General features: G+C 41.3%; 22 protein-coding genes and 1 tRNA gene. 9 read left to right on the top strand and 14 right to left on the bottom strand.

Annotated features, from left to right (window positions below; all coding sequences use genetic code 11):
- Window positions 1–93 precede the first annotated feature (93 nt).
- The gene (gene lipA, locus H0262_RS12565) at window positions 94–1,137 is read left to right on the top strand and encodes a lipoyl synthase (protein WP_181210978.1); all 1,044 of its coding nucleotides are present in this window, start codon (window positions 94–96) and stop codon (window positions 1,135–1,137) included.
- A 134-nt stretch (window positions 1,138–1,271) separates the two neighbouring features.
- Here lipA and H0262_RS12570 read toward each other — a convergent pair whose 3' ends face one another.
- From H0262_RS12570 to H0262_RS12580, 3 genes are read right to left on the bottom strand one after another with little or no spacing between them, the layout of a single operon-like run.
- Window positions 1,272–3,350: a TRAP transporter permease gene (locus tag H0262_RS12570; RefSeq protein ID WP_220432436.1), complete on the bottom strand. Its 2,079-nt coding sequence runs from the start codon at window positions 3,348–3,350 to the stop codon at window positions 1,272–1,274.
- The gene (locus tag H0262_RS12575) at window positions 3,322–3,876 is read right to left on the bottom strand and encodes a DUF1850 domain-containing protein (RefSeq protein ID WP_310502996.1); all 555 of its coding nucleotides are present in this window, start codon (window positions 3,874–3,876) and stop codon (window positions 3,322–3,324) included. Before H0262_RS12575 ends, H0262_RS12570 begins: the two co-directional genes overlap by 29 nt.
- The gene (locus tag H0262_RS12580; RefSeq protein ID WP_181210980.1) at window positions 3,857–4,888 is read right to left on the bottom strand and encodes a TAXI family TRAP transporter solute-binding subunit; all 1,032 of its coding nucleotides are present in this window, start codon (window positions 4,886–4,888) and stop codon (window positions 3,857–3,859) included. Before H0262_RS12580 ends, H0262_RS12575 begins: the two co-directional genes overlap by 20 nt.
- Before the next feature lie 638 nt (window positions 4,889–5,526).
- On the opposite strand from H0262_RS12580, the gene H0262_RS12585 reads away from it, so the two are divergent.
- Window positions 5,527–5,913: a hypothetical protein gene (locus H0262_RS12585; RefSeq protein ID WP_011513090.1), complete on the top strand. Its 387-nt coding sequence runs from the start codon at window positions 5,527–5,529 to the stop codon at window positions 5,911–5,913.
- A gap of 51 nt (window positions 5,914–5,964) precedes the next feature.
- The gene (locus H0262_RS12590; protein WP_181210981.1) at window positions 5,965–6,237 is read left to right on the top strand and encodes a hypothetical protein; all 273 of its coding nucleotides are present in this window, start codon (window positions 5,965–5,967) and stop codon (window positions 6,235–6,237) included.
- Between the two features lie 140 nt (window positions 6,238–6,377).
- Here the strand turns inward: H0262_RS12590 and H0262_RS12595 are convergent, their stop codons facing one another.
- From H0262_RS12595 to uvrB, 3 genes are all read right to left on the bottom strand, one after another.
- Window positions 6,378–6,749 (bottom strand): hypothetical protein, encoded by a 372-nt coding sequence (locus H0262_RS12595; RefSeq protein ID WP_181210982.1) that lies wholly within the window; start codon window positions 6,747–6,749, stop codon window positions 6,378–6,380.
- A 221-nt stretch (window positions 6,750–6,970) separates the two neighbouring features.
- Window positions 6,971–8,023 (bottom strand): histidinol-phosphate transaminase, encoded by a 1,053-nt coding sequence (locus tag H0262_RS12600; protein ID WP_181210983.1) that lies wholly within the window; start codon window positions 8,021–8,023, stop codon window positions 6,971–6,973.
- A gap of 229 nt (window positions 8,024–8,252) precedes the next feature.
- Window positions 8,253–10,364, bottom strand: coding sequence for an excinuclease ABC subunit UvrB (uvrB, locus tag H0262_RS12605; protein WP_020443038.1), 2,112 nt, complete (start codon window positions 10,362–10,364; stop codon window positions 8,253–8,255).
- 184 nt (window positions 10,365–10,548) lie between these two features.
- Between uvrB and H0262_RS12610 the strand changes: the two genes are divergently transcribed.
- Complete coding sequence (locus H0262_RS12610; RefSeq protein WP_181210984.1) at window positions 10,549–10,968, top strand: GFA family protein; 420 nt, start codon at window positions 10,549–10,551, stop codon at window positions 10,966–10,968.
- Window positions 10,969–11,297: 329 nt separating this feature from the next.
- Window positions 11,298–11,795, top strand: a complete 498-nt coding sequence (dps, locus tag H0262_RS12615) for a DNA starvation/stationary phase protection protein Dps (protein WP_133105181.1) — start codon at window positions 11,298–11,300, stop codon at window positions 11,793–11,795.
- Window positions 11,796–12,033: 238 nt separating this feature from the next.
- Here dps and H0262_RS13210 read toward each other — a convergent pair whose 3' ends face one another.
- The 8 genes from H0262_RS13210 to H0262_RS12655 form a co-directional block, all read right to left on the bottom strand.
- On the bottom strand, window positions 12,034–12,468 hold the full coding sequence (locus H0262_RS13210) for a DUF2059 domain-containing protein (protein ID WP_259275471.1): 435 nt from the start codon (window positions 12,466–12,468) through the stop codon (window positions 12,034–12,036).
- Between the two features lie 279 nt (window positions 12,469–12,747).
- Window positions 12,748–13,845, bottom strand: a complete 1,098-nt coding sequence (locus H0262_RS12625) for a cation diffusion facilitator family transporter (protein WP_181210985.1) — start codon at window positions 13,843–13,845, stop codon at window positions 12,748–12,750.
- A gap of 169 nt (window positions 13,846–14,014) precedes the next feature.
- Entirely contained in the window at window positions 14,015–14,551 is a 537-nt protein-coding gene (locus H0262_RS12630) for an acyl-CoA thioesterase (RefSeq protein ID WP_011513082.1), read from the bottom strand.
- A 96-nt stretch (window positions 14,552–14,647) separates the two neighbouring features.
- The gene (locus H0262_RS12635) at window positions 14,648–15,058 is read right to left on the bottom strand and encodes a DUF2177 family protein (RefSeq protein ID WP_181210986.1); all 411 of its coding nucleotides are present in this window, start codon (window positions 15,056–15,058) and stop codon (window positions 14,648–14,650) included.
- Window positions 15,059–15,094: 36 nt separating this feature from the next.
- Entirely contained in the window at window positions 15,095–16,459 is a 1,365-nt protein-coding gene (locus H0262_RS12640; protein WP_181210987.1) for a cyclopropane-fatty-acyl-phospholipid synthase family protein, read from the bottom strand.
- Between the two features lie 92 nt (window positions 16,460–16,551).
- Window positions 16,552–17,592, bottom strand: coding sequence for a DUF1365 domain-containing protein (locus H0262_RS12645; RefSeq protein ID WP_181210988.1), 1,041 nt, complete (start codon window positions 17,590–17,592; stop codon window positions 16,552–16,554).
- Window positions 17,593–17,629: 37 nt separating this feature from the next.
- Complete coding sequence (locus tag H0262_RS12650) at window positions 17,630–19,342, bottom strand: NAD(P)/FAD-dependent oxidoreductase (RefSeq protein ID WP_181210989.1); 1,713 nt, start codon at window positions 19,340–19,342, stop codon at window positions 17,630–17,632.
- A 51-nt stretch (window positions 19,343–19,393) separates the two neighbouring features.
- Complete coding sequence (locus H0262_RS12655; RefSeq protein WP_181210990.1) at window positions 19,394–20,131, bottom strand: SDR family NAD(P)-dependent oxidoreductase; 738 nt, start codon at window positions 20,129–20,131, stop codon at window positions 19,394–19,396.
- Between the two features lie 396 nt (window positions 20,132–20,527).
- Between H0262_RS12655 and H0262_RS12660 the strand changes: the two genes are divergently transcribed.
- The 4 genes from H0262_RS12660 (at window position 20,528) to queE (ending at window position 23,699) form a co-directional block, all read left to right on the top strand.
- Window positions 20,528–20,603 (top strand) — tRNA-Asn (locus H0262_RS12660).
- A 275-nt stretch (window positions 20,604–20,878) separates the two neighbouring features.
- Complete coding sequence (locus H0262_RS12665) at window positions 20,879–21,811, top strand: alpha/beta fold hydrolase (RefSeq protein ID WP_181210991.1); 933 nt, start codon at window positions 20,879–20,881, stop codon at window positions 21,809–21,811.
- A 110-nt stretch (window positions 21,812–21,921) separates the two neighbouring features.
- Window positions 21,922–22,743: a 2,3,4,5-tetrahydropyridine-2,6-dicarboxylate N-succinyltransferase gene (gene dapD / locus H0262_RS12670; protein WP_020443027.1), complete on the top strand. Its 822-nt coding sequence runs from the start codon at window positions 21,922–21,924 to the stop codon at window positions 22,741–22,743.
- A 221-nt stretch (window positions 22,744–22,964) separates the two neighbouring features.
- Window positions 22,965–23,699 (top strand): 7-carboxy-7-deazaguanine synthase QueE, encoded by a 735-nt coding sequence (gene queE / locus H0262_RS12675; protein WP_181210992.1) that lies wholly within the window; start codon window positions 22,965–22,967, stop codon window positions 23,697–23,699.
- Window positions 23,700–23,724 lie beyond the last annotated feature (25 nt).

Consider the following 23,724-nt stretch of genomic DNA (forward strand, 5'->3'; position numbering starts at 1 on the left):
TGACCAAATATCTGCTATAATAGCTCTATTCATAAAGCATTCTAATAATTCCATAAACCCTTGTTCTATCAAGGGTTAAGAGAACATTCGATTATGACAAACGCCGTACAAACGCACACGCCTGCTGCCCGCGCAAAACCCAAAAAAGCCATTCAAGGCGAAAAACTCCGTGGCTACGATAAAGTTGCTCGTATCCCAATTAAAATTATCCCGACCGTCGAGGCCAAGAAAAAGCCAGATTGGATTCGGGTAAAACTGTCTTCACCTGCGGAAGTCGCACGTATCAAGTCTACTTTGCGTGAACAGAAACTCTATACCGTTTGTGAAGAAGCTGCCTGCCCTAACCTTCCACAGTGCTTTGCCGATGGTACCGCCACCTTTATGATTATGGGTGATATCTGTACACGTCGATGCCCGTTCTGTGATGTCGGACATGGTCGTCCAAATGAGCTTGATAAAGATGAGCCGCGTCATACTGCCGAGACCATCCAAGGTTTAGGTCTTAAATATGCCGTCATTACCTCGGTTGACCGTGATGATTTAAAAGATGGCGGCGCCATGCATTTCGTTGAAGTATTGAATGAATCGCGTGCGCTAAGCCCAAATTGCTTGATCGAGATTTTGGTACCAGATTTCCGTGGTCGTATGGATATCGCATTGGACTTATTGACTGAAACGGCGCCTGATATTTTTAACCACAATATCGAAACCGTGCCTCGTTTATATAAAGCTTTCCGTCCAGGTTCAGATTATCAGCATTCATTAGACTTGCTAAAGATTTATAAAGAACGTCGCCCTGATATCGCGACCAAATGCGGCTTTATGGTTGGACTTGGTGAAACAGAAGAAGAAATCTATAAGCTGCTTGATGATCTAAAGGCGCATAACGTTGATATGATTACCGTTGGTCAGTATTTACAACCCAGTAAAGACCATGCGCCAGTCGATCGCTATGTGCATCCAGATGAGTTCCAGCGCTATATGGACTATGGCAAAAAGATTGGCTTCTTTAATATTTGGGCAGGTCCTATGGTGCGCTCAAGCTATTTTGCTGATCGTCAGTACTACGGTGAAGATTGCCCTGCACCTATCCGTAGCAAAAAAGCCTTAGCAGCAGAAGGTAAACTTGGCTGTTAAGTGAGAGTCGTCACTATATCAACATAACGTGACTGGTCTTAAAATATAAAAAGGGCGAATAGCAGATATCTGCTATTCGCCCTTTTCTATGCTTCTAATTTTTCTGTCTCACTTAAAGTAGCAGTGCTTCAATGTTAAACACTTAAAGCGGTTGGCGCCTTACTACCTTTTATATTGAATGCCGCAATGCCTAGTACTATTACGCCACCTATTGCACCTGTGATCAGCCCAGGATAAATCAGCAGCAATGCGCCTAATGCTAATATTAAGCGCGTAGCGAGATTCATATCACTTTTAAAATAACCCTCTAACGCGGCGCTAAGTCCAATCACACCAATGACCGATGTCACAACAGCAATAATAATATCGATGACCGGCGGCAATGGAAATTCTTTCGCCGTGACCGCAAGATCTGTTGGGTCAATCATCAACATCGCAGGATTATAAATAAACATAAAGGGGACGATAAAACCTGCTAACGCTAACTTTAATGATAAATACCCTGTTTTCATCGGATCACCGCCAGAGATACCAGCACCAGCAAAAGCTGCCAGACAGACGGGCGGGGTAATATTTGCAAACACACCAAAATAGAAAACAAACATATGCGCTGACAAAATAGGAATATCAAATCCTGCTAGAGCAGGCGCTGCCATGGTTGCGGTAATGATATAAGCAGGGATAGAAGGCAATCCCATACCCAAGACCATAGACGCTAGCATGGTCAAAATCAAAGTAAGCAATAAAGACCCTGCACCCAAAGTAACAATTGAAGAGGTCATTACTGTACCAAAGCTGGTCAAACTAACGACCCCAATGATGATACCTACAACTGCACAAGCTGCCATCACTGCTAATGATTGGCGTGCGCCATCTTCTAGAGCGCCTAAAATATCTTTAAAGCCCATGCGGGTTTCTTTGCGTAGCATACTGATGACAACAGTAAAGCCAATGGTATAAGCCGCAGCATAACCTACAGGAACATTTTGTATTAGTAAATAAATCAAGAATACAATCGGCAACAACATATGACCGCGTGCTTTTAATACTTCTTTTACTTGCGGCAAACTCTCTTTTGCCATGCCTTTTAAGTCTCGGCGACCGGCACGAAAATGCACCTGTGCGATAACGCCTAGATAATAGAGAATGGCAGGTAATAACGCAGCCAAAGCAATAGTGCTATACGGTAGACCTGTCGTCTCCGCCATAATAAAAGCACTGGCACCCATAATAGGCGGTAAGATTTGACCACCGACCGACGCACTTGCCTCTACGGCTCCTGCAAAGTCTTTATGATAACCAACCTTTTTCATCAATGGGATGGTAAATGCGCCCGTACTGACCACGTTTGATAAGGCTGAACCATTGATACTGCCCATAAAGCCGCTTGATATGACAGCGACTTTAGCAGGTCCACCTTTTTTATCACCTGCTAGCGCCAATGCCAAATCATTAAACAGCTGACCCATTCCAGAACGCGCTAAAAATGCCCCAAATAGAATGAATAAGAAGATAAAAGTGACCGAGGCACCAATTGCAACCGAATATAAGCCTTCGGTCTTTAAGAATAATTGACCAAAAATATCGCCCAAATCATAAGGTCTGGTCAGCAGTCTATCCGGCATAAAGTCCAAATGACTGATAAAGGGATATAGCAAAAATATAGAGGCTAATATGGGCAAGATCCAGCCAGTAATACGCCGACTGCCTTCAAGGACGCAGATAACCGTAATAATAGAAAAGATCACATCGACCGAATTTGCCATACCGCCGCGACTGGTGACAATATCTTGATACTCATAAATGAGATACGTCATCCCAGATAAGGAAAAGATAAACCAAATCCAGTCATACCATGCCACTTTCTTACGGCTGCTTTTTTTACTGGCAGGAAAAATCAAAAAAATCAAAGCGAAGCCAACGCCCACATGCACAGAGCGCTGTAGTAACGATGGCATTGGATTAAAGGTAATGTATAAATGAAAAATGGAGTAGAAAATACAGATCGCAGCGATAATATACTTCACTGGACCTTGGGTGATATGACGCGTAATAGATTCTCGATCGTATTTTTCTAATATTGCCTGTGTGACACTAGGATCAACGTCATCGTAATTCTCAGTATCTTCAGGCGCATTTGGCTGAGTTGCCAACTTAGCATCATCACTGACATGAGGCTTATCGCTACTGTGATCCATCACTTGGGAGTTCATGACAAAAATCCTTATTGAATCTATCGATTGGACTATATGCTTTGGGCATGATAGTTACTTCTGAATAATCTGGTACCAGTTGATGAATAAGAATGCGCTGACCGGCATAATCAATCTCACCTTTTGTCAGTCTTGATACAACCCAGTTGAGATGGGGAAACCTTTGGTTGATTTGATACCCGACATAGCCCTCTTTTTGTATAGGAGCGACATTTTCAGTAGACGGCGTACCAGCACCAAACGCTTGAAAGTAGGTAGTGGTTAATAGTAAGCCCTCTTCTTCACGAAGATAATGCTCCTCCCACCATTGCTTTTCTACCGAGTGAATCCAGCGCAATTGAAAATTGGGCTCAACAAAATAGCAGACTAGGCTGGCACTATTGTTATTGTTACCAGCAACGCCCGCTACTCGTATTTCAATGACTGTTTGGCGGCTGAAAATCGCCCATAGTATAAATAAAACCAGCGCAGCAATAGATGCTACGCCAGCAAACCACCATACTTGCTTATTTAGCTGCTTTCTCATCATAGTATTTTTTGGCACCAGGATGAATAGGAGCAACCATACCGACTTGGGCAGTCTCTAAACTGATATCATTCGCCGCTTGGTGAGCATTCTTTAGACCATCCAAGTTTTCAAATAATGCTTTGGTCAGCTTATAGCCATCTTCTTCAGAGATATCAGAGCGTACCAATAAAGCATTCATGACGGCTGTGGTTGGAATAGCAGCAGCATTACCATAGGTACCAGCAGGAATCTCAAAAGTCTTAAAGTAAGGCTTGGTCTCAATAATTTTTTTGAGCTTATCTTGATTGATGGTCACCAACTGCAACTTGATACCTTGCTCTAGCTCTAAAAGCGAAGAGTTTGGTAAGCCACTACTAAAAAATGCCGCTTCAATTTTGCCAGCTTTCATCGCATCTGCAGCATCTGCAAAGCCTAAATAATCTACCTTGACATCATCATAGGTAATACCAAAACCTTCTAACAGGGTACGAGCATTGACTTCAGTACCAGATCCTTGATCACCAACCGCAATACGTTTGCCTTTTAAATCTTCAATGTTTTTGATGCCAGATTTCTCTGAAGCAACTAGCTGAATGACGTTGGGATACAGAACAGCAATTTGCTGAATATTGGCGATAGGTGCCTTGAAGTCATTTTTACCTTCGACTGCATCAGTGACAACATCACTAAGTGCCAGTACCATATCTACTTTACCTTGGGTCAATAGGTTGACGTTTTCTACTGACGCTCCTGTCGTTTGGGTCTTAGCATTAACGCCAAAAGTCTTGGCATAAATCTCTGCTAAAGACGTTCCAATAATATTGTAAGGACCGGAGGCGCCTCCTGTAGCAATGGTGACAAATTTGGTTTCAAGCTTGTCATTTGCTGTGGCAGCGGTATCTGTGGTGGTATCAGCAGTAGCACCGTCAGTAGCTGCGCTATCAGTAGCCGCTTTGTCTGAACAGGCAACCATTGTCATACTGGCTGCAATCATTGCTGCAAGTAAAGGCAGTTTATAAATGGACTTCATTATTTTCTTCCTTGATAAAATAAAGCAAATGGACTTATAAAAGTATGACTCAGATATAATGGTACTATCCATATCCGTCACACTAGCAACGTGCTACTTTGAATGGCTTTTTACTCACTCTGTTATCATAAGAGCGCCATAAAAAAACAGTCTATCTAATTAAAACATGAGAGACTTTATATTGCTATATTGTTTTTCTCACTAGCCCTTATCCTGACTATAAATCGAGATTTATTGAAAGTTAAGCGCTATTATTCACTAAATACCGCTTTCTTGTTTCGCTAAGCGATACTAAGTTTCATATTGTAAGTTATTTAAACAAACTTTAACCGCCTTGTAAACCTTTAAGTCCATAAAGCTGAACTACTCCTAGAATATTTATCATCATTTTTTCTACGACATAACTTGGTATAAAAAACAATTGTTAATAGATATTCTGATAGCACGTTTATATTTCCTTTGTCATCAATATTGAGTTCTAGTAAGATGACTTTTTATCTGTGCTGATGTATATCATGCAAATATCACAAGGTATAGACAGTAAAAAGCAGTTTATAGGTTTTGGTACATCTGCTCAGCACGATATAAAACTTTAAGAATATCCCCTCATAATACTGATCAATCTGAAAGGAAATTTGATGAAAAAATTATTCGCATCAACAGCATTACTAGCAACATTTGCACTAGCGGGCTGTGCTTCAACGGGCGGCAATACCAATGCAGGAACAGCAATGGGTACTGCAAACGAGATCGGTATGAGCGTTTTTAAAGCAGCTATCGACAATCAATGTCGCAGTCAGATCGAACAGCAAAACGCGTGGCGTATTGCCAGTGTCGCTATGACTGAAGCGCAAGAAGAAGCGGTAAAAGGCAGAGTTTGTGGTTGCGTTAGTGAGCAAGCACCGCAACAAGTCAGCATCGTTGAATTGGGTAATGCAGCCATAGACCCACAATATCGTGTGCAATTAGTGGCTAGAGTCGTTGCAAAATCATTGCAGAGCTGTTATTCCAGTATCGTTAAATAAATAGTTTATTAATAATATCTGTCATTATAAATAATTAGGCTGGGTTGGCGATTGCTTAACCCAGCCTATTCGTATAGATTATCAACAATAGATCGCGATCCATCATTAACCGCAGAACGCCCTGTTGATATCAATGAACAAGCTTTTCAGTGTGAATGGTATTTTACCAATACTTTAAAAACACGCGACGACAGTACTCTCTTTACCAAAGGCTTGGTCACACAAACCAAGACCAATCATTTAGTTGAAGGCGCACAATCTATTCCTATTACTAAATCATCTGCGTTATCTGCCAAAGATAAAGCTGTTGCTACGAAAAACTAAGCATCAGTAATGGCTGTTTCAAGCTGACACTAAAAAATGAAGTAAGAAAAAGGGCGCGTCATTTAAATATAACGCACCCTTTTTCTTACCAATTGCTTTTACTTCTTCTAAACCTACAATAGTTCAAATCACCTTATAGCTTACTTTTTGTAATGTGGCTGAGACATTAGAGACGCTGTAGGATGCAATGTCTTGTTCTGGCGAAAATATTTTGACCGACGCTCAAGTATCTTACTCACTTCTTTAGTCAAATCATGAATAATATCATCATAAACCCCATGATATAGCTCGGTCTCAAACGCAGTAAACGGATGCTTACGCGATGCGGAACTTACTTCTGTCACGCCATCCTTGGTATAAAAAACATCCACTCGACCATCACTATTGAGTACACAATTTAGTAATCCGCCTTCTAGCGCCATCTCTACACGCTCAGGCATAAAAATATAATCGTCTAAATTGATGAGTTTTTTTTCTACTTCTCGTTTAAAAAATGATTTGATATCAAACATGAATATATCTTTAACCTTATAATTATAATTGACGTTAGCACACCTAACTTTAGCTATCGCTCAACGTTTATCCAGCGACTTAAATTTATCTAGCAACTTGAAAGCTAGTACCCTAAAAGGGTGTGCTTAACTGACCAATCTTATAAGATAAAGTGGTGTTTTTTAAGGTGGGATATGTAAAACTGCGTTTGAGGTTGGTTAAGACATATGATTTATCTCACTCATACCCAGTCCTTTTCACGAAATAACTTTAATACTTTGATAAATGCTGCCATCTCATCGGGCGTACCAAGTGTTAAGCGGTTGAAGCCTGTAACAGGTGGGAACTCGCGACCAACCTTGATGCCATGGTCTCGCATTCTGTCGATATATGTTTTTAAATCACCTTTTATTTCATGAAAAATAAAGTTGGTCTGTGATGGTAAGTAGCGCAGGCCAAGCTCGTCCAATACCGTTTCAATCATCTGACGCGATTGATTGGTATTGCGCAAACTTAGCGCTAAAAACTCTGCATCATTTAACGTCGCAATAGCAGCAACCGCACCTGACAAGTTGGTATTATCCATAGACATAAATGCTTCGACAGTCTCAATAGCTTGGGGGTTAGAAATCGCGTAGCCCACTCGCATACCGGCTAAAGCACATAACTTTGAGAAAGTATGAATGACAATAAGCTTGTCTGATAACCCTTGTTTCACCCACTCAATCCCACTCTCAAAGCTTGGATCTGACACGTACTCCAAGTACGCTTGATCTAATAAAAAGTAATGGTTGTCTGGTGCATTACTTACCCAAGCTTTAAGCCTTGAAGTTGATGTAATGATTCCAGTTGGGTTGTTTGGATTGCAAATATAAAGTAGGCTGATGCCATCAAAATCGTCAGCTGCTTTTTGTAGTTCATCAAAATCATAATCATAGTTTTCAGCGATTAACGGTATCTTGACCACAGGCACGCCAATGGCATTTGCATACATCTCTGCACAATCAAAAGTGGGAACAGGGATCACCATTTGAAACTGCCTGCCCTCTTTTAGAGCTTTATATTGCAGCATTTGTAAGGTAGCTCGAATATTTTCAGTCGAGCCATTGCCCAATGAGATTTGGTTTTCTGCCACGCCATGGATGGTGGCAATTTTGCTAATGAGTGCCGCACGTGGATTATCTGGATAACGGAAGCCTGCACCTAAAGAGTCTGTAATGGCTTGTTTGGCAGAAGCTGACATGCCTAGTGAGTTTTCATTCGCATTTAATTCTAAGCATTTATTATTTTGCATGATGGATTATGTGCCTCAACGTCCGTTGTTATAAGTTCATATTGCTCATTGACATCATATTAATTGGCATTTAGTATAAACACAAGTTTTGTCATTACCAATTATTGGTTATTAATAACTTCGGGCAAAAATGAGGTTATTTTGGTTATAAGAAGACCATAAAAAAGGTGAGCTGCGCCGTTGGCAACTCACCTTTTTATTACTATTTTAAACGCAGTAGCTTTACTCTTTACAGTAAATGCGCTTTTAACTCTAGTACCTTATCACGCGTTTTTGCTGCATCTTCAAACTTCAAGTCACGTGACATCTGCTTCATGAGCTTCTCAAGGCGATTGATTTCTTTAGCCAATAAATCAGGACTGCGTAAGATACTGATATCGACATCAGGCAGATTGCTCTTAATTGGAATCATCTGATTATCGTTGGCATCATGGTCATCACCTGTATCAATTTTATCCGTGATACTACGGCGTGCGCCTGTTGGCGTAATGTTATGTTCAAGGTTGAAGGCGACTTGTTTTTCGCGGCGACGATCGGTCTCATCAATCGCTTTTTGCATACTGTTGGTAATACGGTCGGCATAGAGAATGGCTTTACCATTAATATGACGCGCCGCTCGACCAATGGTCTGAATCAGAGCACGTTCAGAGCGCAAAAAGCCCTCTTTGTCCGCATCAAATATCGCAACCAATGACACCTCAGGCATATCAAGCCCTTCACGTAGCAAGTTAATACCGACCAGCACATCATGCACGCCCGTACGCAGCTCATGGATAATCTGCATACGCTCAAGGGTATCGATATCCGAGTGTAGGTAAGCAACTTTGACATCGTATTCTTTGAGATAGCTGGTCAAATCCTCTGACATACGCTTGGTCAAGGTAGTGATTAACACGCGTTCGTCTTTTTCTCTGCGTTTAGTAATCTCTGATAACACGTCATCGACCTGCGTTAATACAGGACGAATCTCAATCTCAGGGTCAATCAAACCAGTCGGACGTACGACTTGCTCGACCACTTGCTCACTATGTTCCAGTTCATACAATGCAGGCGTGGCGCTCACATAAATAGTCTTAGGCTTGATACGCTCCCACTCTTCAAACTTCATGGGACGGTTATTCATCGCGCTTGGTAGTCGAAAGCCATAATTAACGAGATTCTCTTTACGTGATCTATCACCTTTATACATTGCACCAATCTGCGACACAGTCACGTGCGACTCATCAAGAAATAATAACGCATCTTCTGGAATATAATCAAACAAAGTCGGTGGTGCTTCCCCTGATGGACGACCAGAGAGATGCTGTGAATAGTTTTCGATACCGTTGCAGTAGCCGAGCTGTTGAATCATCTCAAGGTCATACTGAGTACGCTCTTTAAGACGCTGTGCCTCAATCAGCTTGTTATTTTCACGGAAATACTCTAGCCGTGGCTCAAGCTCAGCGCGGATGGTATGACTAGCAGCCTCCAATTTATTGCGCGGCGTCACATAATGTGATTTTGGATAAATAGTAATACGCGGCACTGTACGCACGGTCTTCCCTGTTAAAGGATCAAACCACGTGATTTTTTCCACTTCATTATCAAACAAGTGCACACGCACCGCTAGCTGCTCAGACTCAGCAGGATAAATATCTAATAGCTCACCGCGAAGACGATAAGTACCACGCCCAAAGTCTAGTTCGTTACGCGTATACTGCATTTCAACAAGACGTTTAATGGTAGCAGTGCGATCGATTTTGTCACCAACGACTACGTGTAGCAGCATTTTTAGATAACTTTCTGGATCACCTAGACCATAGATACAGGATACTGAGGCAACAATAATCGCATCACGACGCTCAAGTAGTGCACGCGTCGCTGACAGACGCATTTGATCAATATGATCATTAATCGCACTGTCTTTTTCGATAAAGGTATCGCTCGCTGCGACATAGGCTTCTGGCTGATAATAGTCATAATAACTAACGAAGTATTCAACCGCGTTATTCGGAAAGAACGACTTAAACTCACCATATAACTGGGCGGCAAGCGTCTTATTATGCGCCATGATAATAGTTGGACGTTGCGTCTCAGAGATGACCTTTGCCATGGTATAGGTCTTACCAGAACCCGTCACACCCAGTAATAGCTGCTCATCCATGCCAGCATTAATACCATTAACCAGTTTCTTTATCGCTTGCGGCTGATCGCCTGCTGGCTCAAATTCGGTGACCATCTCAAAGGCGCGACTTGATATTTGCGTACCAGACGCGTTGACACCACTAATTTCAGCTTCGCCTTGCAGCTGAGTGGCCAATTGATTTAACTGACGCGATGAGCGCGGTTCAGGCATTCGCATAATGGTTGTCTTCCTGGTATTTATAAAAGGTTATAAGAGGTTGGGTTTATAACAATATGGGGTTAAACCTTTATTTTTAAAGGTCATTTATTGCGCAAAACGCCCATAAATGGATGCACAAACACTCAATAAAAAGTATAGAAACTCAGGTATAGTTCAATGACTATTAATCAAGGAACGAGTTATGAAAGGTCACTGTCTGTGCGGTAACGTCACCATTGAATTAGAAGATATCAATACCTTTGAGGCGTGCCATTGTACGATGTGTCGTCGTTGGGGCAGCGGACCACTAATGGCAATACATAGCCAGTCAAAACCTGATATTAAAGGCGAGGAGTCAATGACTATTTACCCCTCTTCAGCATGGGCGGAACGTGCGTTTTGCCATAAATGCGGCACCAATCTCTATTATCATCAGCTTAGCTCTGAGACTTATGTTCTGTCACTAGGACTGTTTCAAGAGAATCCAAACCTTACTTTTGAGAGCCAGATTTTCATTGATAAAAAACCCGATTATTATGAATTTGCCAATGATACAGTCAACTTAACTCAGCAACAGCTGTTTGATAAATTTGCAGAGAAAGGCATTAGACCAAAGGACTAAACATTTATAATGCTTAAAATGCGTATGACTATTCTTAACTTAACGTCAATTAAATCAAATTTTAATACGATTGAATATACTGGCGTGTGCACGGATTGTTATCAAAGTGTCTATTTTAGCGGTTAAATTTACAAAGGTTTTCATGATTAACAAACTCATTACACGACCCTTGTATAAAGCCTAAATGTTGGGGTTCCATCTGTTATTTAAGCTGTTATTATCGATAATGAATTTATAAGCAGTCAGCAACACCTTAATAAATAAAAAATTTAAAGCGCTGTTGATAATTAGAAACTTAGATTTATTAAAATAGAATAATGGAGCAGAATATGAGAGAACGTTACGCAAGTGGAATAGATGACGCAACTGCAAAAAAAATGATCGATCTGTTGAATGCGAATTTAGCAAACCTGATTGATTTGAGTATGGATAGCAAGCAATGTCATTGGAATCTTCAAGGTACTGGTTTTATTGGTGTACATCAGTTATTGGATGACACTTATGGACGCTTAACAGAAGCTTATGATACAGTCGCTGAGCGCATTGTTATCCTTGGTGGTAAAGCCAATGGTATCTCTAAGCGTGTCGTTGAGGACTCTATCTTAGAGACTTACCCCACTGATATCACTGACGTTGACCAGCATGTTCGTGAGCTGACCAATCGCTATAAGACCATTGCTGCGTCTTTGCGTGAAGGGATTGATGCCGCTGGCGATGCTGGTGATGAAGATACCGCTGACTTATTGACTGAAGTGAGTCGTACTGTTGATAAAGATGCTTGGTTTATCGGTGCAAACGCCCCGAAAAAAGATACGTCTAAAAAATAAGCACGTTTCAACTTAAGATTAACTTATTTGCTAAATAGAAAAAGGTCACCTCTATGGTGACCTTTTTTATGTTTGACGATTTTGACTAGAATCATTAAACATCAATACCGATGAATCGTATATTACTGGTATTAATTTTTCTTGCTTGCTGTGCATACGCAGACAGAGGCAGCAAAACATTTATACCAGCACTAGCATAGATCTTTCAGGAACTTTAGCTATATTTCTAACACACACTTTAAAAAATACCTTTCACAATTTGCTTCATCTGCGGTAACAGCTCACTCAATTGGTTTTCAGTCTCTGAGGTATCTTGCGGTAAAGATTGCTTTAAAAAAGCGGCAGTAATTTGTGGTTGTTTTGCTAAGATATTTTGACCGACAGCAGTGTCGTAAAATTTGATTTGGGCATCCACTTCCGCTTGCGTATAGTAAGTTTTTGCTGCACTGATATAAGCTTGCGTTAAGGTTTGAATATCTGCCGTATTGCCCATCCCATTGGTCATAATTTTGGCATATTGCCCTAACACACTTTGGATCTGATTTTGTAGCTCACGTTGACGTTTATTCAACGGTTCATCAGTCACCTGTTGATTCTGAGTTTGCGTATTGATTGCATTGATAGCCGCTTGCTTGCCATCGACGATAGATTGGATTTGGTCGTCAATATGCATGACTTGCATCAGTTTAATAATAGAGATATCGGTAGGTAACGGGCGGTTGACACTCTGTGGATCATCGATCTTACGGACGTTATAGGGTGCTGATGTGACCGTTTTTGATTGGTATCACTGTGTACGATTAATTCTGCATTGGCTTGTACAGCAGTAGCTGACATCAAAGTCACCACTACTAATGTCAGCAACGGTGACACTATCTGTGTATGGCGATTAGGATATTTTGTTAATGGTTTTAAAGGACTTTTCATATTATGTTCTCATTCTTATTATAGATTATAAATGTTCATTATCAGGTAAGCGTAAGATTTCAGCGTTAGGGACAGATAAAGTTAAGATAGCTTCTTGAAACAATGACTGACTGCGAAACTGATTTTCTATACTTTCAAATTTGTGCGCAATCTCATGTTCATGTTGATTTCCAGCAATATCGACCGCCGCGACCATAAATATTTTTTTGGGACCTACCCACTCCAAGTGCAAGTAAGAAACACTATCAATATCTGGATGCTTGATAAGCTCTGATAAAATATAATCATGCATTTTTTCTGAGACTCTATAGCCAACCAAAAAATCACGATTACGACTGATTAAAAAGACTGCCACTACGGCCAGCAATATACCGACAATGATAGACCCAAGCGCATCCCAAAATGGTTCGCCAGTATAGGCATGCATTGCCATAGCAGCTGCTGCCACAACCAAACCTACTACTGCCGCCAAATCTTCAAAGAACACACCGCGCAAGGTGGGATTAGAGGTGTCCATCACATAGCCGATGGCACTGACATTAATCGCTTCACCATGTTTTTTACTTTGCAAATACGCTTGTGTTAAAGAAAATCCTTCAAGCACAAAAGCGACTGCCAAGATAATAAAACCGATGGTATAGTTGGTTTCAGTCTCAGCTGCATTCCACTCGGTAATGCCAGTATAAATAGACACTACTGAACCTGCCATAAATACGCCAAACGCAGCAATCATCGACCATACATACGACTCTTTACCGTAGCCGAGTGGATGGCTTTTGTCAGCAGGTTTGACCGACTTTTTCTCTGCAACGATCAATAAGGTGCCATTGCCCGCGTCTGCCCAAGAATGCGCTGATTCCGCTATCATGGAAGCGGAACCCGTCATAAACGCTGCTACTGTTTTAGCAATTGCAATAATAAGATTGGCACCAACTGCAATCAAAACCGTTATTAATGAGCTTGATTTGTTGTCGTCATGGCTTGGCGTAGATTTAGAGGGGTCAGAATTGGTGTTATCTGAAGCATTAAAAGGGTTTTGAGCGCGTGAGCGACCAATGCCGTGCGTATCAGCGCGCGGCGTTGGCGCATCTTTTGGATTGGATTCTAGCGGCTTTAAACTCATCTAGGTCTCAATAAATGGATGGTTTAAGGTATAAAACCAGACTAGTTATATATATATACACTAGCTGATCTATTAGTTACTTTAGATTCCATTTACTGTAGTCAAAAAACCTGTTCTTATCAGTAATGTTTTGGTGAGAGTATGTTTATTGTCTGCATTAATGAGCAGATTATGCGCTTGCTACTTTATTAGTCAATTTACTGATGTCACAGCTGATACGTTGCGAGCCTTCCATACGCAGCTTTCTGCGCTCTAAGCCTGCGTCAAATCGGCATTGTTGCAAGGCATCTTTAATCTCAAGCTCAGGGATTAGCGTGGGCTTACGATTTTCATCAATCGCCACCATGGTAAAGTAGCAGCTGTTGGTATGGCGAACGGTACGTGCACGTACATCTTCTGCCTCTACTCGAATGCCGACTTCCATTGAAGTCTTACCAACGTAATTGACACTAGCTGCAAACGTTACCAACTCTCCAACATGAATAGGCTCACGGAACATCACCTGATCAACTGACAGTGTCACTACATAACTACCGCTATAGCGACTGGCACAGGCATAAGCGACTTGGTCCAGCATCTTGAGCAAATCCCCACCATGGACGTTACCAATAAAATTGGCCATATCTGGCGTCATAAGCACTGACATATACAGCTCATGGTTTAATGGGACTGTTTTGGCGGTAGAGCTGGTGTTATATTGCGTCATAATGTTCCTTAACGGGGGTAGAATCTATTTAAAGTGCTATTTATACAGTAGCAATTTCGATAGCGCAAATATAGTCGATTTAACTTAACTACTAGATTAGCTTAACCAATGAAAACGATAAGCAAGCCAAGCCACGATAGCACTCACTGAACCTGTTAAAATACCACCCCAAGCAAAATCAATCAAAGCGGTGTCCAGAGTAAAACCTTTATATAACGCCAAGCTAGTAAAATCATAAGTACCGTAAGCCATCAGTCCTATCAAAGCGCCCAATAAGAAGATATGGTGAATCGGCGCATTTGATCTGATTTGTGGGTATAAAATAATAATACACAGCGCCAATAGGTAAAACAGATAAAACACCCCAGCAGCAGTCATATTTGGCTGTTCGGCAAGTAAGTGTCCGATACGCTTTTCATAAAACAGACCGGTCATGGTCTTCAGCCAAACCGCATCAATGCCCAAAAATATGACAAGAGAAGCAAGATAGATATAAATATAACCCATAGTAAGATCCTTTTATAATAGGGACTAAAATGCAGCCTATGAATGCCATGCATCAATGTTGTTTGGCTTAACGGCGGTGACTTGCACGACTCCAATCGTACGTTCCAAAAACCCCCCTTCGCAGTAGCAGAAATAAAACTCCCATAAGCGAATAAACGCTTCATCATAACCGAGTGCTTTTATCTCCTCACGTTGTGCCATAAACGCAGTACGCCAATCCCGCAGCGTAAAAGCGTAGTCAAAACCATAATCATGCAATTGTTTGATGACCATATCGGTCTGCTCAGTAAACTGCGTCGTCAATTCTTGATTAGATAGTAAGCAACCACCGGGGAAAATGTGCGTCTGAATAAAATCGACCGACTTTATATAGTCTTGATAATTTTGATCATTAAAGGTAATGGCTTGTAATACCATCAAACCTGTTGGCTTCAGCAGGCTATTACATTTGGCAAAAAACGTCGGTAAATACTCATGTCCGACCGCCTCAATCATCTCGATACTGACCAACTTATCATACTGCCCTGTCAGCTCACGATAGTCTTGCTTCAGTAAGGTAATTTTATCCGACAGTCCAGCCACTTCGACACGGCGCTGCGCCTCTTCATATTGCGCATCCGAGATAGTGGTCGTCGTTATATGACAACCATAATGCGTTGCTGCATAAATAGCAAAACCGCCCCAACCAGTCCCAATTTCTATCACAGTATCTTCTGGTTTCAGTTGTAAACGCCCACAAATCAAAGCGAGTTTATGCTGCTGCGCTTCAGCCAATGTCGTATCTACTTTTTTATAGACTGCTGATGAGTACATCATCGTATCGTCTAAAAAACGCTGGTACATGTCATTACCTAAGTCGTAATGCGCCAAAATATTAGACTTTGAACCCAATTTATCATTACTGCGTAACTTATGATTGGCTCGCTCAAAGGTTTTACTAATAACCGCAAAACGATTTTCTAACTGATTAAGTACCGCCAAATTACGCGCTGCCAGTCGAATCAAACCCGTTAAATCATCTGTATCCCATTCGCCATTGATATAGCTGTCCGCTAGCGCAATAGAACCTCCAAATAATAACTGACGATAGACGCTGCTATCATGAATGGTCAGCGTTACATCCAATGTATGACGACCGATAGCTGAGCTACTTATGTTGCTAGAAGCAGCTGTGCCAAAACAATGCGGCTTAGCATCCTGCCCAACAAAACCCTCAATAATAGTAATACTACCAAATTGAATGTGCTTCAAAGCTCGGAATATGGCTTTTCGCGCCAGATAATTCACACTATTACTAACTGGCTGCAAAATAGCACTATCGTTAACCGTTTGATTGATGTGAGCAGTGATTTTTCCTAATTTTGATACGGGTGCCTTGCTTGCTAGTCTTGCTGACATCATTTATCCATCCTTGTATAATTATTCGATAGTAAAAGGTCTACGTTAAATTCTTGAACCTTTGAAGTTTTAAAGTTTTGGCATAATAGTTACTGTCACTGCTCATGCTTATTATTGCCATTCTGCTGCTTGCTATCGGCTAATGTTTCATCGTAATTAATATAGGGTACTTTTTTGATAGCATAGAGTTTAAAAGCCTGCCCATAAATACGCATTAAAGACGTTATATTCATCAGTGGATTTTTGCGCAAGCTCTCATAAATCGTCGATGCCGTCATTGGTACGCCAGACACTTTAATACCTGTTTTTAATACTTCACCGCGCTTATCGCTGATATTTATAGCGATACGAACGTCCAAGCAGTGATTAGACTGCTCCTCTATCTCACTTTTTACTTCACTAGTGACAGTATTTTTTATTGCCCTTTTAATCGTTACTTGCCACTGATACTGCTGGTCAATAGGATTAAAAGGTGAGACATGGAAATCTTTATCGTGACAAAACTCAGTGTTTGCGCCATCTAATAAAAACCCATAGTAATGGTGTTTATCCCATGGCGTATTAGATACTTCTGCCAATAGATGGCTGGGTTTTTGCTCTTTATCAAAGCCCAAATAGAAATTTACTGGGCTAAAATATATCCCTGCATTACGACAAACGACCATCCCAATCATATCGCCTGTTGGTGCACTACCCGTCCGTTCTGTAAATACCTGAATTAAACGTTGTTCTAGTGATTGAACATCTGATAAATCCCTTCCTTTATCGTCAGCATCTTTGCTTTTACATATGCTATCTTTATCTTGGGTAATTAAACCTTGTAAATAATCCTCAGGATTAAACTGTTGTAAGGCTTTTTTTGTTCCAGAGAATAGTAATCGTTTATTAAATGGCAACTTTTTTAGGATTTTATTGCCGCTAAATGAACTGATATCCACTTCTGGTAATGCTTGCCCTGCTGCTAATGCGGTGATATTGACACCCCAATAACGATAAGGATAGGCAAATTTATGCACACTCGGTAGCAACCGGCTGTGCCAAGTTATTCCGTGAAATATTTGGTGTGGCAAGCCTTTAGTATCATCTGCCAAGGTAGGCTCTACGCTTATACTGTTAGGCTGTTCTGCTTCTACCATACTTAATAACCTTAATTGGTCATGCTGTATTTAACTGCTACGAGTGCTTATCTTTACGAGCAGCAAAAAATCCCAGTTTTTTCTTTTTAAACGCTTTAGCCGCGGGCGCCAACATTGCAATGTATTGCACCAACTCTTGATTGGTCGTGGCAGTGACTAGCTGACGTTTTTTAAGTTTGCGTAATTGTTTGTCTGCTTTTACTGGTAAATCTTTATAGCGGAACGGCGTATGTGCGCTTTCAGCATCAGGCAAATGGCTTGGGTCAACGCTATCCTTAATATCGATGTTGCATCCCAATGCCTGACAGACACGTAGCGCGCTTCTTACGCCATCCTCATGAAAACCGTTGAACCAATAAGCACCGCAAAAATGGGTGTGCGAATCGCTACTACCAGAGATATTTGACCACTGTGCTTGCGCGGCAATCATTTCATTGTTAAATACTGGATGGCTATAGTCGATACGCTTGATGACTTGGCTCTCATCCACCTCATGATTGAGAGTCACTAAGTAATTATGCTGTTTGGTCAAGCGCTGCAAAATATTCATATGATAGGTCAATACGGGCTTTGTGGCAGTTTGCAGCGATTCTTTATCTTTTTTAATAGTATTTTTATCATCGATTAAATAATTCCAGCTTGCCCACGCCAGCGGTTTTTTGGGTAAGACTGAGGTATCGGTATGTAAAACAGCAGTGTTATCGGTAAAGGTAAAATGATTCAGTACTTCTTGCTCGGTAGGATTGGCATCTTGTAAGATTTTGAGCGCTGTATCTGCATGACAGGCAAAGATGACTTCATCAAACACAAGACCTTGCGCCTTATTATCTGTTGTATCTGTAACGCTCAATATCACCTTATTATCTTTGCGAGTAACTGATTGCACGGGACTGTTCACGCGAACGCTGCCACCTGCCTTCACAAAACGTCTGATCAGCTTATTTACATACTGCTTAGAACCGCCTTTTATCGTAAACCACTGCGGACGATTGACCACATCAAGCAAACCATGATTATCGAAGAATTGAGCGAAAAACACCAAGGGGAAATCTCGTACGTCGCGTAGACTGGTCGACCAAATAGCAGACACCATCGGTAATAAATAATTGCCAGTGAATAAATCACCATACTTTTTAGTATCTAGATACTCGCCTAGCGTTTGCTTGGTAAAAACAGCAATATCCTGCCCCTGCTCACGCGCCTTATCATAATCTTGACGTAGCTGACGTACCTGTTTATTAAACTGCAAAATATCATTAATAAATCCCCAAAACTTCGGATTCAGAAGATTCTTGCGCTGTGATAACAAGGTATTGAGCGTATGGCCGTTATATTCAAAATGACGCGCCGCGTTTTTGACAGAAAAGCTCATATCCGTTGCTTGAAACGGTACTTGCAGCTCATGAAGCAGGCGAAAGAAGTTAGGATAAGTACGCTCATTAAAGACAATAAAGCCGGTATCTATGGCACTTTTCTCAACCTTATTAGGCTTGGCTTTTTTACCATCTTGTAACGTCACATCGATGGTATTTACGTGTCCACCGATATAATCACTGGCTTCAAATATGGTGACGTCAAATTGCGTTGCCAAGTAATGAGCACAAGTTAAACCTGATACCCCTGAGCCAATAATAGCGATACTTTTTCTGACTTGTGCATCATTCTTATCCTCTGAATGACGGCTTGTAGCCTTAACAACGGCTTCTACTTGATTAGATAGCTGCTTAGATTTACGGCGCAAAAACGGCATAAAATATTCCTAGTTATTTTCTTTATAGGTGCTCAAAAATAGTAAAACTGGCTATTTTTTATTGATTTTTGTACTGACCTGTTGCCAAACCATATCAGGTAATGTCCCTAATACTTTTAATGGCAACGTCAGTTTTTTGGGAAACTCAATAACGTCATTGCCACTTTTTATACCATCACGAATCGCTTGACTTGCCTGCTGTGTAGTCTGTAAAAACGGCATCGGAAAATCGTTTTGTTTGGTCATTGGCGTCTCTACAAAGCCGGGAACTACTAGGCTGACTGCTACACCTTGCGGTGCAAGGCTAATCTGTAAAGTTTTCATTAAATAGTGAACAGCTGCTTTTGAGCTACCATAAGCCTCTGCACGAGCAAAAGGCACGTAAGCCGACGCCGAGCCAATACCAACTAAGCGTCCTTTTGAAGCCATCAGCTTTGGCAGTACTCCTTCAATGGCATGCGATAACGTACCCATATTCACCGACAGCACTTTCATAAACGCCGCACTATCAAAGTTTGGCATATCTAGATACTCACACATGCCAGCGCCGCAAATCGCCAAATCAATCTCATTAATTTTATCAAAAGCAGCAATCACCTTATCTCGATCCATTAGATCTAAATCGATAGTTTCTGCTCCTAATGATTTTAGCTCAGACAAGGCTTCCTCATCGCGACCGACGGCATAGACATGCTGTCCCTCTCGCAGATAGTCTTTTACCAGCTGATAACCAATCCCAGAGGTCGCACCCGTAATCACAATATGTTGTTTCTTAGCAGTGTCTGTCATCGCAAATATCCTTTTCGTCGTTTGCTATCTTATTCTTGGTTTGGCTTTGATAAATCTTTATCTTATAAGCCTTTAGCAGCTTTATAGCTATTAACAATGTAATTTCATTAGCATTATTTTATTAACCAATACAGTCTTTTATTTATCAAATCTAAATAATTATAGTATAAGCAAGTTGCTTTATTTGTTGTTACTTCGCAAACAGAGTGATATCTAAGATATGACGCAAATTGGCTCGACAACAACCTTTGCGCTAGCGTTAATATCTTTAATGTATAAAAACATGCAAAAAAAGCTTGACGTATTTTTTATCTTTGCTAGAATACGCCCCACTTAGCAAGAACTCGTTAGAGACTTTCTAAGCTCGCAGTAAGTCATTAAACACTTACCGCTTATTCTCCAATAGCTCAGTTGGTAGAGCAACGGACTGTTAATCCGTGTGTCCCTGGTTCGAGCCCAGGTTGGAGAGCCATATTTTAGTAGTAAATTTTTTGAGTCATATTTGATTCGATTATGGCATTTGCCAAGACCCTCATCACTTTGATGGGGGTTTTTTTATGGTCGATATTTTTGTAGCTGTCGTTTAAATGACTAGGCCATGACGCTCACTAAAAACCAAATAACATACTAATGTTGCCAAATTTCGCAATTAGATTGGTTGTAGCAATAACTTATCCCTATAATAAAGCCCTAAAAAATATATAATCTATCTCATCATACCCTTAACCATTCAAGGACTGGATTTTTATGAGTAATAATGAACAAATAACTTCCTCTGACAATACCCATTATCTGCATCATACTTTTTTTGAGCCGAGCCATAGTGATACTGCCATTAGTGCAACCTTGCTGATTGTACACGGCATGGCAGAGCACAGCGGGCGTTATGCAGACGTGGCGCAATTTTTAGCCGATCACGGTATTGCGGTCGCCACTTATGACCAGCTTGGTCATGGAAAAACTGTTAAATCAGCCAAAGACTTAGGTTTTTTTGGTGAAGAGCATCCTGTGCAGTCATTATTAAAAGATGTCATCGTCATGGCGGACAGCTTAAAAGCGCGTCATCCGAATGTACCACATTTCGTCATGGGTCACTCTATGGGCTCGTTTATCGTCCGTAACGTCCTTAAACACCATGCGCGCAACTTTACTGGTGCTATTTTAATGGGCACAGCGGATGCCAATCCATTGATCAAAGTATTATTGCCGGTCAATAAGTTACTGACAAAAGCGGCGCCTAAAAAGCCAAATACCTTATTTGCTAACGTGATGAATAAAGTACTTAATAGCAAGCTTAATAATCGTATTTCTTCATCAAAGTTTGCGTGGTTAAGCGAAAATCCTGCCGCTGTTGAAGCTTATGAAGCCGATCCATTGACGGGTTTTGACTTTACTAATAACGGCTTTATGACCCTCTTTACACTGATGAATGCAGGCTTGCATAAAAACTGGGCAATGACGATTGCTAAAGATTTTCCAATGTTATTAATCAGCGGAGAAAATGACCCAATCGGTGATATGGGTCGCGGTATTCGTAATATTGCCAATCGCTTAGATAGACAACATTTTGATCATGTCTCTGTGCAGCTCTACCCTCATATGCGCCATGAGCCGCTCCATGAACAGAATAAAGAGCAGGTTTACCAAGACATCTTAGGCTGGATAAATAGCAATACTTAAGCTCATAAAATCCCGAAATTATAGTATCGTCTATCACGTTTGCTAAAAGTCGCCAAATTAGCGACAATACGGCAAGTTTTTATTTACCTTCATCAATTCTAGGAATGTTTATGTCATTACAACAAACCATCGAACAAGCTTTTGAGAACCGCAACGAATATAGCCCAGCAACCATGCCCCAAGATGTCCGTGATGCCATCAATCAAGTACTTGAGCAGCTAGATAACGGCACTTTGCGCGTTGCAGAAAAAAAGGATGGCGAATGGGTCGTCAATCAGTGGGCAAAAAAAGCTGTCTTGCTATCGTTCCGCTTAAATGACAACTACGTTCAAGCAGCGGGCGAGCATGTCCAGTTTTATGACAAGGTACCAACGAAATTTGCAGATTGGACAGAAGCGCAGTTTAAAGAAGCTGGCGTGCGTGTTGTACCACCAGCCGTTGCGCGTAAAGGCTCTTATATCGCGCCAGGCGCCGTATTAATGCCATCGTATGTCAATATCGGTGCTTATGTCGATCAAGGCGCTATGGTAGATACCTGGGCGACTGTTGGTTCATGTGCTCAAATAGGTAAAAATGTCCATCTATCAGGCGGCGTCGGTATCGGTGGTGTTCTAGAGCCATTACAAGCCAATCCGACTATCATTGAAGACAACTGCTTTATCGGTGCGCGCTCTGAAATCGTTGAAGGCGTTATCGTAGAAGAAGGCGCAGTGATCTCTATGGGCGTCTATATTGGTCAATCTACCCGCATCTATGATCGCGAAACTGGCGAGATTCATCGTGGTCGCGTACCAGCAGGCTCAGTTGTTGTGCCAGGCAGCTTGCCTTCTGAAGATGGTACGCATAGCTTGTATGCAGCTATCATCGTGAAAAAAGTCGATGCGCAAACCCGTGCTAAAACATCCGTAAATGAGTTATTACGTTTAGCTTAAATACTTAATCACGATAGTGATTGTTGTAAATAAAAAAAGATGCTGAAGCTTTGTGCTCTAGCATCTTTTTGTTGTTAGGTAGCAGCTTAATAGAGGACTTTACGTTATAATATTTGTCTTGTCTGGGCACTGAATTTCCAAGCATTAGACAGATTCTTAAACCTTTTTTATTTGATATGTGCTCGATGGCACAATCAATCCTTAACTGTATTTGAAATATTATGAGTGAGTTATCTTTACGCACCGCTGCTATCCCTGTCACTGACCCTGAAGCGGGGTTACGTTTGACGGAGATTTTTTATTCTCTGCAAGGTGAGGCAATGACTTCAGGGTTGCCGACGATATTTGTGCGTCTGACCGGCTGCCCGCTACGTTGCGTTTACTGCGATACCGAATATGCCTTTAGTGGCGGCGAACGTCAGTCGCTTGAGACTATTATGGCGACTATTGCCAGCTTCCCTTGTAAGCGTATTTGCTTAACCGGTGGTGAGCCTTTAGCTCAGCCTAACGCTATTGAATTGATGAAGCGTCTGCTCAATGAGGGTTATGAGATTTCTCTTGAAACGGCAGGGGCACTGACGGTCGAAAATGTCCCGCCATCGGTCAGCAAAGTGATGGATTTGAAAACCCCAAGCTCAGGTGAAGTTGATAAGAATCTTTGGTCAAACCTCGATTACCTCACTCAACATGACCAAATAAAATTTGTCATCATGAATCGCACCGATTATGACTGGGCAAAAGCGAAGCTTATCGACTATAAGCTAAATGACTTGGTCGGTACGGTATGGTTTTCACCGATGTTTAATGTGGCACATGAAGATACGGCAAACGATAATAGTCCAGAAGTGCCAGTACTCGCACGTGAGCTTGCCGAATGGATGTTAGGCGACGCCCTACCCGTACGTTTTCAATTGCAACTACATAAGATTATTTGGGCAGATGCTAAGGGCAAATAGTCTCTAAAATCTGAATGGATTCTCA

This window comes from Psychrobacter sp. D2 (assembly GCF_013608135.1).
Taxonomy (GTDB): Bacteria; Pseudomonadota; Gammaproteobacteria; order Pseudomonadales; family Moraxellaceae; genus Psychrobacter; species Psychrobacter cryohalolentis.